At 52.1% G+C, this 11768-nt stretch carries 10 protein-coding genes; 8 read left to right on the top strand and 2 right to left on the bottom strand.

All coding sequences use genetic code 11. The annotated features are described in order from the left end of the window. Positions 1–85 precede the first annotated feature (85 nt). The 4 genes from nlpD to HX773_RS23445 all read left to right on the top strand — a co-directional run bounded on the left by nlpD (position 86) and on the right by HX773_RS23445 (position 4701). Positions 86–1201: a murein hydrolase activator NlpD gene (gene nlpD / locus HX773_RS23460; protein WP_176973532.1), complete on the top strand. Its 1116-nt coding sequence runs from the start codon at positions 86–88 to the stop codon at positions 1199–1201. A gap of 48 nt (positions 1202–1249) precedes the next feature. Next, the gene (gene rpoS, locus HX773_RS23455; protein WP_007893257.1) at positions 1250–2248 is read left to right on the top strand and encodes an RNA polymerase sigma factor RpoS; all 999 of its coding nucleotides are present in this window, start codon (positions 1250–1252) and stop codon (positions 2246–2248) included. Positions 2249–2620: 372 nt separating this feature from the next. Further along, positions 2621–3928: an MFS transporter gene (locus HX773_RS23450; protein WP_176973531.1), complete on the top strand. Its 1308-nt coding sequence runs from the start codon at positions 2621–2623 to the stop codon at positions 3926–3928. A 26-nt stretch (positions 3929–3954) separates the two neighbouring features. Next, positions 3955–4701, top strand: coding sequence for a GolD/DthD family dehydrogenase (locus tag HX773_RS23445; RefSeq protein ID WP_176973530.1), 747 nt, complete (start codon positions 3955–3957; stop codon positions 4699–4701). Between the two features lie 108 nt (positions 4702–4809). Here HX773_RS23445 and mutS read toward each other — a convergent pair whose 3' ends face one another. Beyond that, positions 4810–7353, bottom strand: a complete 2544-nt coding sequence (mutS, locus tag HX773_RS23440) for a DNA mismatch repair protein MutS (RefSeq protein WP_137386334.1) — start codon at positions 7351–7353, stop codon at positions 4810–4812. Between the two features lie 366 nt (positions 7354–7719). Here mutS and mltB point away from each other — a divergent pair, with 366 nt between their 5' ends. Next, the gene (gene mltB / locus HX773_RS23435; RefSeq protein WP_176973529.1) at positions 7720–8802 is read left to right on the top strand and encodes a lytic murein transglycosylase B; all 1083 of its coding nucleotides are present in this window, start codon (positions 7720–7722) and stop codon (positions 8800–8802) included. A gap of 85 nt (positions 8803–8887) precedes the next feature. Further along, positions 8888–9223, top strand: a complete 336-nt coding sequence (locus tag HX773_RS23430; RefSeq protein ID WP_176973528.1) for a zinc ribbon domain-containing protein YjdM — start codon at positions 8888–8890, stop codon at positions 9221–9223. Between the two features lie 32 nt (positions 9224–9255). Here HX773_RS23430 and HX773_RS23425 read toward each other — a convergent pair whose 3' ends face one another. After that, positions 9256–10143: a dihydrodipicolinate synthase family protein gene (locus tag HX773_RS23425; RefSeq protein WP_176973527.1), complete on the bottom strand. Its 888-nt coding sequence runs from the start codon at positions 10141–10143 to the stop codon at positions 9256–9258. Between the two features lie 166 nt (positions 10144–10309). Here HX773_RS23425 and tam point away from each other — a divergent pair, with 166 nt between their 5' ends. Next, entirely contained in the window at positions 10310–11086 is a 777-nt protein-coding gene (tam, locus tag HX773_RS23420) for a trans-aconitate 2-methyltransferase (protein ID WP_176973526.1), read from the top strand. A 102-nt stretch (positions 11087–11188) separates the two neighbouring features. Continuing rightward, complete coding sequence (gene pncC, locus HX773_RS23415; RefSeq protein WP_176973525.1) at positions 11189–11683, top strand: nicotinamide-nucleotide amidase; 495 nt, start codon at positions 11189–11191, stop codon at positions 11681–11683. The last annotated feature ends 85 nt before the right edge of the window (positions 11684–11768 follow it).

Here is an 11768-nt window from a genome sequence, read left to right as displayed (position 1 = left end):
TTTTTAACGTTACGCGCAGTGGATAATGCGGTTAACGCCGTTACACATTTATATTCAGGGTTGCCATCACGGGGGATCAGTGAGCATGGGAAGCACAGCATTTCAATTACGCCGTTTGGCGGCACTTTCTTTGGTAGGTTTTTGGCTGGCGGGCTGTAGTTCTGGCGATAATACACAGGCACCCATTAGCCAGATTGGTGGTAATAGCGGCGATAGCGGTATGGCTTCAGCCCCAGGCGGCGGCATGATCTCTTCGCAAAACAGCGCTGTGCCTGCGATGCCGCGTGGCGGAATGTTAAGCGGTGGCACACCATCGGCGCAACCGTCAGGTGGAATGGTAAGTGACAATAATAATGTGGCCACGGAAAATGGTCGCATTGTGTACAATCGCAATTATGGGAATATTCCTAAAGGTAGCTACGGTGGTGAAACCTATACCGTAAAACGTGGCGATACCTTGTTCTACATTGCCTGGATTACCGGCAACGATTTCCGCGATTTGGCACAGCGAAACAACATCGCAGCCCCGTATGGCTTGAACGCCGGGCAAACGCTGCAGGTTGGCAACGGTAATGGTCAGACCATTACTGGTGGAAACGCGATTACTGTAGCCGATGCAACGCAGGGCGGCGTGCCAGTTACCCCGAGCCAGACGCAAATTAAATCCACCCCTGTTGCACAGCAACCTGTTATTACGTATTCTGATGATTCGGGTAATTCGTCGGGTAGCAAATTGCTGCCGTCGAAAGGAGCAAATAATGTGGCAACGACCACAGCTCCGGTTGTCGCACCACCTACAGTCAGCAGCACGACTAATAGCACAACTCCAGTGGGAAGCTGGCGTTGGCCGACTGATGGGAAGATCATCGATAACTTCTCCGCTGCGGAAGGCGGAAATAAAGGGGTCGATATCGCCGGTTCGCGTGGACAACCTGTTGTCGCCACAGCTTCGGGAAGAGTGGTGTACGCAGGCAACGCGCTCCGTGGGTACGGTAATTTAATCATCATCAAACACAATGATGACTACCTGAGCGCCTACGCCCACAACGACTCTATGCTGGTCCGGGAACAACAGGAAGTTAAGGCGGGGCAAAAAATCGCTACTATGGGTAGCACCGGTACCAGTTCAGTACGATTGCACTTTGAAATTCGTTACAAGGGGAAATCCGTAAACCCGTTGCGTTATTTGCCGCAGCGATAATCCGGCAGAACCTTGGTTCTGCCCTTGGATCACGGGTAGGAGCCGCTAATGAACCAGAATACGCTGAAAGTTAACGATTTACATGAAGATGCGGAATTCGAGGAAAACAACGGAGCTGAGGTTTTTGATGAGAAGGCTCTCGTTGAGAACGAACCTGGTGATAACAACGACGTAGCGGAAGAAGAGCTGTTGTCACAGGGTGCGACGCAACGCGTTTTGGATGCGACGCAGCTTTACCTCGGAGAGATTGGTTATTCACCGCTGCTGACGGCAGAAGAAGAAGTCTTCTTTGCGCGCCGTGCACTGCGGGGTGATATTCCATCTCGCCGCCGCATGATTGAAAGTAACTTACGCTTGGTAGTAAAGATTGCCCGTCGTTATAGCAATCGTGGTCTGGCGCTGCTGGATCTGATTGAAGAGGGTAATCTCGGCTTGATTCGCGCCGTAGAGAAGTTTGACCCAGAACGTGGGTTCCGTTTCTCAACTTACGCCACGTGGTGGATTCGTCAGACAATTGAACGGGCGATCATGAATCAAACCCGTACCATCCGTCTGCCAATTCACATCGTTAAAGAGTTAAATGTTTACCTGCGTACCGCGCGTGAACTTTCGCATAAGCTTGATCATGAGCCAAGTGCTGAAGAGATTGCCGAGCAGCTAGACAAGCCTGTTGATGACGTGAGCCGTATGCTGCGTCTCAATGAGCGCATTACCTCGGTCGATACACCTTTGGGTGGCGATTCCGAAAAAGCGCTGCTGGATATCCTGGCCGATGAGAAAGATAACGGTCCGGAAGACACCACGCAAGACGATGATATGAAACAGAGCATCGTTAAGTGGTTGTTCGAACTGAATGCCAAGCAGCGTGAAGTGCTGGCGCGTCGTTTCGGCCTGTTAGGCTATGAAGCGGCAACGCTGGAAGATGTAGGCCGTGAAATCGGGTTGACCCGTGAACGCGTACGTCAGATCCAGGTGGAAGGGCTGCGTCGTCTGCGTGAAATTCTGCAGACGCAAGGTTTGAACATCGAAGCACTGTTTCGTGAATAACTGAATACGTGGGTAACACAAGAAGCGGTGGTGAAAACCACCGCTTTTTTTATTGGTTAAAATATACTGACAATGCTTCTTTAACTCACCGAAATAAAACCTTGTAACGCTACCACTTAACTTCTCGCCTAAATATATAAACGTAAATTAAACCCAGTAGATGTTAATTAAACATCTAATAAATGCTCTATTTATCTTCTTCTCATTTAATAAATTGTAATGCTGCGCACGACTTTCTTTGCAATTTTGCCTTAATTCCTTTCTCCATGTCACTCTGATAAAAGTTTTTAACACGGTGCTATGCCATTTTCTTGCTCGCTGTATCACCAGGATATTCAAGCAATGAATAACTAAAAGGGAGTGAGAAAAACAATGCGTGTGCAAAGCAGCAGTACAAAGTCACAATACTCCAGAGTGGTTTTCGGAATGCCAATATCTCTGCTATGGGGATATATTGCGATGGCCATCTTCATGACCGGCGATGGCATCGAACTGGCTCATCTCTCCCGTTATCTCTACGATCTCGGCTATGGAGAAAAACAAGTTTCATTAGTTTTCACCGTTTATGCGTTAACCGCAGCAGTTTCAAGTTGGCTTTCCGGTGCCGTCAGTGAAATTTATGGCCCGAAGAAAATCATGCTCACCGGTGCTATTTGGTGGATGGTGTTACATGCCGTATTCGTTTATTTTGGCGTAAGTGAAAATAATTTCACCTGGATGTTGGTTAGTTATACCTTGCGCGGCTTCGCTTATCCGCTGTTCTTTTATGGATTCTATGTATTAGTAGTGCAGCGCACGCCTGAGCATCGACTTGCCTCCGCAACCGGCTGGATATGGTCGATGTTTACCATTGGTTATGGCATCACGGCTTCCTTCCTTTCCGGCCTTCTGGTGCCTGAAATTGGATTCATCAATACGCTTTGGCTTTCACTGCTGTTTGCTGGGGTGGGCGGTGTAATTATATTGCTCACGGTTAAAAATCAGAGTGAATACAATCTAAATAGTAACGGCGTCAGTCGCAAAGAAAAATTACGGGAAATATCGCGCGGAATAACCTTGATCTTCGAAGACCGCAGTATGTTCTTTGCGCTGATAACACGCATCTTATGTAATGTGGCGTTATTTGGCCTGCCGGTATTTATGCCGATCTATTTCACCCGTGAATTAGGGTTTTCTACTAAAGAGTGGGCGACTATCTGGGGCGTATTTTTCCTTGTTCAACCAATAACTAATGTGCTTTGGGGCATTATTGGCGATCGTATTGGCTGGATTTTTCAAATGCGCTGGTTTGGTTTCTTCGGATGCACGATTACCACTACCGCTTTCTATTATTTACCCTCATTTTTCCCAGGTAATCTGGCGTTAGCTATTGTCTGCGCGCTGTTATTAGCCCTAACGCTCACCTCCTTTGTGCCAATGGGGGCGATTTTCCCGATGCTGGCGCCGCAGCATAAAGGCGCTGCGGTTTCAGTGCAAAATTTGGGCGGTGGTTTCGGCAATCTAATTGGTCCGGCGGTTGCCGCACTAATGTTCGGCCTGTCATTTGAAATCAAGCACGTGATTATTACTTTCTCTGTTCTCTATTTTGCTGGCGGCGTAATGACATTCTTTATTCGTGATCCCCAACCAAAAATAGAGCGTAACGCTCCATTCAAGACAACAGCCAGCGAATCCGAATAAATACCCTCAATGAAAAGGACCACAACATGACAACACTATTTTCACTGCAAAATAAGGTCGCCATCGTCACCGGCGCCGCATCGGGAATTGGTTACGCCATTGCCCGCTGTTTAAGTGCTGCGGGCGCGCAAGTAGCGATGATTGATCGCGCCGAAGAAGTAAAAGCGGTTGCCAGCAAGATGGACAACCCTGTGCGAGGTTACGTTTTCGATCTGGCTAACGTCGAGGCGCTTGGTGAACTGGTTGAGCAAATTCACCATGATTTTGGCCGCATCGACGTTCTGGTCAATAACGCCGGTATTGGCATGCTGGAACCCGTGGGCGAAGTGCAACTCGCCAGTTGGAATACCACGATGTTGATTAACATGACCGCGCCATTCTTCCTCGCTCAGCATTGTGCCCGCTATATGAAAGAACAAGGTTTTGGCCGCCTGATTAACATCGCCTCACAGGCCAGCGTCATCGCGCTTAATGAGCACGCGGCATACTGCACCAGCAAATCGGGCATGGTTTCTTTCACTCGTGTGTTGGCAGCAGAATTGGGGCCGTTTGGCATTACCGCCAATGCTATTTCACCAACGGTGGTTGAGACTGAATTAGGTAAGCGTTACTGGCATGGGGAGCGAGCGGAGCAGATGAAATCAAAAATCCCATCACGACGTTTTGCTACGCCTGACGAAGTCGCGAATACGGTGCTGTATCTCAGCAGCAATGAAGCGGCAATGGTCAATGGCGAGAATTTAGTGATCGATGGGGGATATAGCGTGATTTAACTCCGGGCGAGTTGATTGGAATGAGCCCGCTAAAATTGCTTAACACCAGGAAATTGTAATTCAGAAAAAATGGCCCGCACAGAACGTTGCTTCTGGGCGGGCGAATAACTACACCAGCGTTTTCAAGCGATAGATCCATTCCAGCGCTTGCTTCGGCGTTAAGCTGTCTGGGTCCAGTGCCTCAAGAGCATCAACTGCCGGTGAGGTTTCTGCCACCAGCAGCTGCATTTGCGAACCTTCCACCGTGGATGCGGCAGAGCTGCCGGACAATGCTTCCAGCTCCTTCAGCTTGTTACGCGCGCGCTTAATCACTTCCTTCGGCACGCCCGCCAGCGCCGCCACTGCGAGACCATAACTTTTGCTCGCAGCGCCATCCTGCACGCTGTGCATAAAGGCGATGGTGTCTCCGTGTTCGACCGCATCCAGATGCACATTTACTACGCCTTCCATTTTTTCCGGCAGCGTGGTCAGCTCGAAATAGTGGGTGGCAAACAGCGTCATGGCCTTAATTCGATTCGCCAGACTTTCAGCGCAGGCCCATGCCAGCGACAAACCATCATAAGTTGAGGTGCCGCGCCCGATTTCATCCATCAGTACCAGACTGTTTTCGGTGGCGTTATGCAGAATGTTGGCGGTTTCTGTCATTTCCACCATAAAGGTTGAGCGACCGGAAGCCAGGTCATCAGCAGCACCAACGCGCGTGAAGATGCGATCGATTGGGCCGATGACCGTCTCTTCCGCTGGCACATAGCTGCCAATCCACGCCATCAGCGCGATCAACGCTGTCTGACGCATGTAGGTACTTTTACCGCCCATATTTGGGCCGGTGATGATCAGCATGCGACGCTGCGGTGAGAGTGACAGCGGATTCGCGATAAACGGCTCTTTTAATACCTGTTCGACCACCGGATGGCGGCCCGCAGTAATACGGATGCCGGCTTTTTCTTGCAGCACTGGGCGGCAATAGTTCAGTGTCCAGGCGCGTTCGGCCAGGTTCGCTAACACGTCCAGTTCAGAGAGTGCAGCCGCACTGATTTGCAGCGCTTCAAGATGTGGTAGCAGGCGGTCAAACAGCTCATCGTAGAGACCTTTCTCCAGCGCCAGCGCTTTGCCCTTCGACGTCAGGACCTTGTCTTCATACTCTTTTAGTTCAGGAATGATATAGCGTTCGGCATTCTTCAGCGTCTGGCGGCGAACGTAGTGAATTGGCACCAGATGGCTTTGACCACGGCTAACCTGAATGTAATAGCCGTGAATCGCGTTAAAACCGACTTTCAGCGTATCCAGCCCGAGTTTTTCGCGCTCACGAATCTCCAGACGATCAAGATAATCGGTAGCGCCATCGGCCAGCGCACGCCACTCGTCGAGTTCAGCGTTGTATCCCGGAGCGATCACGCCACCGTCGCGCACCAGCACTGGCGGCGATTCAATGATCGCCTGTTCCAGCAACTCACGCAGTTCGGTAAATTCGCCCATCTGAGAACGCAGATTAATTAACTGCGTGGCCTCAACGCCTTCAAGTTGTTGGTTTAACTCTGGCAATTGCTGGAAGGCATGGCGCATACGTGCCAAATCGCGTGGGCGCGCGGTGCGCAGCGCCAGTCGCGCCAGAATACGCTCCAGATCGCCCACCTGACGCAGCACAGGCTGCAGCTCCTGACTAAGCGATTGCAGTTCGGCGATAGACTCCTGACGCCGAGCGATGGTCGTGACATCGCGCAGCGGCATATGCAGCCAGCGTTTCAGCATACGGCTGCCCATAGGCGTGACGGTTTTATCCAGTATCGCCGCCAGCGTGTTCTCGATGCCGCCGGCCAGGTTTTGTGTAATTTCCAGGTTGCGGCGCGTAGCAGCATCCATGATCACGCTATCCTGCTGACGCTCCATGCTCAGCGAGCGAATATGCGGCAACGACGTGCGTTGCGTGTCTTTGACATATTGCAGCAGGCATCCTGCAGCGCGTAGCGCCAGATGCGCCTGCTCAACGCCAAAACCACTTAAGTCGCGGGTGCCAAATTGCAGATTGAGTTGCTGGCGCGCCGTATCGATTTCATATTCCCACAGCGGGCGGCGTCGCAGGCCACGGCGTTGATCGATCAACGTCATTGCCTGGAAATCTTCGGGATAGAGCAGTTCAGCCGGATTGGTGCGCTGCAGTTCTGCTGCCATCGTCTCCAGATCGCCGGGTTCACTCAGGCGGAAGCGGCCAGAACTGATGTCCAGCGTTGCATAACCAAAACCGCGCTGGCTCTGGAAGATGGCGGCGAGCAGGTTATCCTGGCGCTCTTGCAGCAACGCTTCATCGCTGATGGTGCCGGGTGTAACGATACGCACCACTTTTCGCTCAACCGGGCCTTTGCTCAAGGCTGGGTCGCCAATCTGCTCACAGATCGCCACTGATTCGCCGAGCTGGACCAGTTTCGCCAGATAGCCTTCAACCGCATGATAAGGCACGCCCGCCATCGGAATCGGTTCCCCGGCAGAGGCGCCGCGTTTGGTCAGGGAGATCTCCAGCAGCTGCGAGGCGCGTTTCGCGTCATCGTAAAACAGCTCGTAAAAATCGCCCATGCGATAAAACAGCAGGATGTCAGGATGATCGGCCTTCAGGCGCAGGTATTGCTGCATCATCGGCGTATGGCCACTAAAGTCCATTTGCTCTGCTCCTTTCATCTCATTCTCACTCAACATTCATTCTTTTAATTACCTGAGGCTGGGTCAATGCAGCCCGGAAGTGTCGTTATCGTGTGGACGGATAACGAAAGCGGGATATTACCATTTTTGCCGCGTAACCTTCATCCGCCAGCAGGGCTTTATGGCTGCCGACCATAACAAATTGCCGCAAACGGTAAAAAGCAAAATTTAATGAAAAAGGTAAAGTGTGGAGCGGTTTCGCAAATTCGCGTTGTAACCGGCTGAAACGGGCGGGAAACGGCGAAATTTTAAGATATTGCTCTGTATGTCACCCCGATGAACGATTACCATGAGCGCTTCCGGTTTCACCTGGCTTATGGATATCCAATGCGTTTTAAGGTTGCTCTTCTTCCGCTTATTACTCTGCTTGCTGCCTGCAGCAGTAAGCCTGCATCCCATCAGCAGCCCGCCGTTGTGCCTGCACCTAAAGGCGGTTTTTTGCTGGAACCTTCGCACGCGGTTCAACCGATGTTTGGCGATTTTGCGGGTAACCCCGCCGCTGAACAGTTCATTGATCAAATGGTGGCAAAACACGGTTTTAACCGTGAGCAGTTGCATGCGGTTATCGGCCAGGCGAAGCGTCTGGATTACGTGCTGCGCCTGATGGACCAGCAAGCTCCGAGCTATACGCCGCCAACCGGTCCAAACGGCGCGTGGATTCGCTATCGCAACAAGTTTATTACGCCGGATAACGTGCAGAACGGCGTGGCATTCTGGAATCAGTATCAGGATGCGCTAAAGCGTGCGCAGCAGGTTTACGGCGTGCCGCCGGAAATCATTGTCGGCATTATCGGTGTTGAAACGCGCTGGGGCAGGGTAATGGGCAAAACGCGCTTGCTGGATGCACTAGCAACCTTGTCATTTAGCTATCCGCGTCGTGCAGCTTACTTCAGCGGTGAGCTGGAGACCTTCCTGCTGATGGCGCGCACAGAGCAAGACGATCCGCTGGATCTGCGCGGCTCCTTTGCCGGTGCGATGGGTTATGGACAGTTCATGCCATCTTCTTATAAGCAATACGCGGTCGATTTTAATGGCGATGGTCATATCAACCTTTGGGATCCGGTTGATGCGATTGGCAGCGTAGCCAACTACTTCAAAGAACACGGCTGGCGTGCGGGCGAGAACGTTGCGGTACCAGCCAGCGGTCAGGCTCCGGCATTGGAGAATGGCTTTAAAACTAAGTATCCGATCAGCACCTTAGCCGCGAGTGGGTTAACGCCACAGGGATCGCTGGACGGCAATACTCAGGTCAGTCTGCTGCGTTTGGATCTCGGCACCAGTTATCAATATTGGTATGGCCTGCCCAACTTCTACGCCATTACGCGCTACAACCACAGCACCCACTATGCAATGGCGGTGTGGCAGTTAGGTGAAGCCGTCGCTAAAGCACGTCAGGGCAGCCTGTTTTAATGCTGTCCATATAAAGTGTGAGGGTATAAGATGGCGCCCCTTTTGCGGTGCCATCTTCACCGCATCCGACTTCTGAGGAGCGCTTATGAGTACCTTACCTGCCTGTCCTGTCTGCCAGGCCGATTACACCTGGCAAGATGGCGAGAACCTGAATTGTCCATCTTGCGGCCATATCTGGACGGCAAGCGCCGATGATGTAGCTGACGGTTTGGTGGTACGCGATGCCAACGGCAACCTGTTAGCGGATGGCGACAGCGTGACTGTCGTTAAAGATCTTAAGGTTAAAGGCAGCTCTTCGACGCTGAAAATTGGTACCAAAGTCAAAAGCATTCGTCTGGTCGAAGGCGATCACAACATTGATTGCAAAATTGATGGTTTTGGTCAGATGAAACTCAAATCTGAGTTCGTCAAAAAGAACTAATCACGGGACGGCTCGACGCCGTCCTGTTTGTTTCAACTCAGCAAACGATCTACTTCCTCGCACTGTTCCGCTGTTAGCTCGCCACCATAATTGCGCGAGTCGCTGCGCATTGAATTAAATCGACGTGCAACGGCCGTTTTTATGGTGGTAACAAAATCATCGCCAATGGTGTAAATCGCCATCAGTTTGCCAATACGTTGCTGAATCTCACTGAGCTGCGCTACATCGCCCGCCCGCCAGGCCTGCATCGCACGGGCAAACAGCTCCGGCACAATATTGTTCAAGCCGGAAATCACACCTGAACCGCCAGCCAGTAAATTGGGCAGCAGATATTCGTCATAGCCTGAAAGCACGGTGAAATCGCTGCGCACTTTCTTCGTTTCTTCAATCATCGCGCGGTTGTGCGACAAACAATCCATGGTGTCTTTGATGCCAATAAAGTTGGGCAGCTCTGCCGCCAGTTCTGCGACCAGCGCCGGCGTTAAATCGCAGCCGGTCCGTGCAGGGAAATTGTAGGCGAACCACTTGCCGCCCAGCTGTGTATCCAGCGCTTTGAAATAGCTCAGCAGCTGTTTCTGTGTCTGCCCGTAATAGTAAGGAGGCAGCACCATCACAGCATCAAATCCGTTTTGCCAGGCCGCATCCGCCAGTTGCAGCATGTCCGCAATACAGGTGCTGGAGACGTTTGCCACCATGGTCAGTGGCGAGAGTTGGCGCGCCTCGCGAATCAGTAACAGGCGCTCCTGCTGCGAAAGCGAGGCAAATTCGCCAATGCTGCCCATCAGCAGCAAGGTATCAATGCCTGATTGGCTCAGGCGCGAAAAATGGCGTCCTAGCGCATCAATATCCAGATTATTATTGCTATCAAAGGGAGTTACTGACGGACACCATACGCCGGGCAATGCGGGTTGTGCAGACATATCAAGCTCCTTAATTGGAAAATGAAACATCGTTTTAACTTAATGGCATCTGCGCTGGCTAACCAGCTAGCGAGGGCAAAAAGGTGAGATATCGCACTTTTCTCTTTCTATAAAGGCGGGAAAAGCAGGTAGTGTTTAGCCCCTCAGCCAAGACAGGAGCATTGCCATGCAAGACTGGAATCCACAGCTGTATCGCCAATTCGAATCAGAGCGAACCCGCCCGGCGCGCGAGCTATTGGAGCGCATTCCGCTCGATGATGTGCGCTTTGCCACTGATCTTGGTTGCGGACCCGGCAACAGCACTGAGTTACTGGCACAAGCCTGGCCGGAGGCGAAGATAACCGGCATTGACAGCTCTGCTGCAATGCTAGAGCAGGCGCGCGAACGTCTCCCCAATTGCCATTTCCTGCAGGCCGATATTCGTCGCTGGCAGGCCGAACAGCCACAGCAGGTCATCTATGCTAATGCCTCGCTGCAGTGGTTGACCGAGCATCACACCTTGCTGCCGCATCTGGTTGATCAATTGGCCATCGGTGGCGCGTTAGCGATTCAGATGCCCGATAATCTTGAAGAACCGTCGCACCGTTTGATGCGTGAAGTGGCGGCGAATGAAAAATGGCAGGCGCTGATTTCGCCACAAGCGGCGGATCGCAAACGTCTGCTAACCACCGATCGCTATTACGATCTGCTAACTGATGCGGGTTGCCAGGTTGATATCTGGCGCACTACTTATTATCACCCGATGGCAGATGCGCAGGGCATCATTACCTGGTTGCGTGCCACCGGGCTGCGTCCTTTCCTCGCGGGGCTGGATGAAACGCAGCAGGCAGCATTTCTCCATGATTATCATCAGGCACTCATTCCGGCTTACCCCGCACGCAGTAACGGCCAGGTTTTGTTAGCGTTCCCGCGTCTGTTTATGGTTGCAGTGAAAACAGGTTGAGGTATCTGGAAGCCACTACGCAGAAATGATGCCTGAAGGTTGAAAAGGGCTTTTCGGCGCACCATTTACTGCTAACGTGAAGCGCCACAACGGGAGAAGGCGATGAACGATGAACAGTTACAGCAGCTAAGTCACCGCATTGGCGAACAGCTGAAGAGACGTCAGGCAACGGTGACCGCTGCAGAATCCTGCACCGGCGGCTGGATTGCGAAAGTATTTACTGATATCAGCGGCAGTTCTGCCTGGTTTGAGCGCGGTTTCGTCACTTACAGCAATGAAGCTAAGCAGCAGATGGTGGGCGTGCAGGACACTACGCTGCAGCAGCATGGCGCCGTAAGTGAACAGACGGTGCGTGAGATGGCTACCGGTGCGGCTAGAGCGGCGGCGGCAGAATACGCCATCGCCGTAAGCGGTATTGCCGGTCCGGAGGGTGGCACGCCCGATAAACCGGTGGGCACCGTGTGGTTTGCGATTGTGGGTCCAAAGGGGCGCGTATTAGCGCAGCGCCAGATCTTTGCTGGCGACCGTGATGCGGTGCGCCGTCAGTCAGTGGCCTGGGCGCTGCAAACGCTGCTTGATGAATTTCTGATAAATTAAACTTGATACTGTATGACCATACAGTATAATTAGCGGCAACAGAACGAGCGACATACTTGATGTCGACTCACCCAGCATGATTAGG

The organism is Pantoea sp. B9002 (assembly GCF_013385945.1).
Taxonomy (GTDB): Bacteria; Pseudomonadota; Gammaproteobacteria; order Enterobacterales; family Enterobacteriaceae; genus Pantoea.
The sequence above is the reverse complement of the archived record's forward strand: the minus strand, read 5'-3'. Positions and strand labels throughout refer to the sequence as shown.

Excerpts from the sequence above, each read along its gene's own strand:
- nlpD (WP_176973532.1), top strand. The coding sequence starts at position 86 with ATGGGAAGCACAGCATTTCAATTACGCCGTTTGGCGGCACTTTCTTTG.
- HX773_RS23430 (WP_176973528.1), top strand. The coding sequence starts at position 8,888 with ATGAGTACCTTACCTGCCTGTCCTGTCTGCCAGGCCGATTACACCTGG.
- tam (WP_176973526.1), top strand. The coding sequence starts at position 10,310 with ATGCAAGACTGGAATCCACAGCTGTATCGCCAATTCGAATCAGAGCGA.
- HX773_RS23450 (WP_176973531.1), top strand. The coding sequence starts at position 2,621 with ATGCGTGTGCAAAGCAGCAGTACAAAGTCACAATACTCCAGAGTGGTT.
- mltB (WP_176973529.1), top strand. The coding sequence starts at position 7,720 with ATGCGTTTTAAGGTTGCTCTTCTTCCGCTTATTACTCTGCTTGCTGCC.
- mutS (WP_137386334.1), bottom strand. The coding sequence starts at position 7,353 with ATGGACTTTAGTGGCCATACGCCGATGATGCAGCAATACCTGCGCCTG.
- HX773_RS23445 (WP_176973530.1), top strand. The coding sequence starts at position 3,955 with ATGACAACACTATTTTCACTGCAAAATAAGGTCGCCATCGTCACCGGC.
- HX773_RS23425 (WP_176973527.1), bottom strand. The coding sequence starts at position 10,143 with ATGTCTGCACAACCCGCATTGCCCGGCGTATGGTGTCCGTCAGTAACT.
- pncC (WP_176973525.1), top strand. The coding sequence starts at position 11,189 with ATGAACGATGAACAGTTACAGCAGCTAAGTCACCGCATTGGCGAACAG.
- rpoS (WP_007893257.1), top strand. The coding sequence starts at position 1,250 with ATGAACCAGAATACGCTGAAAGTTAACGATTTACATGAAGATGCGGAA.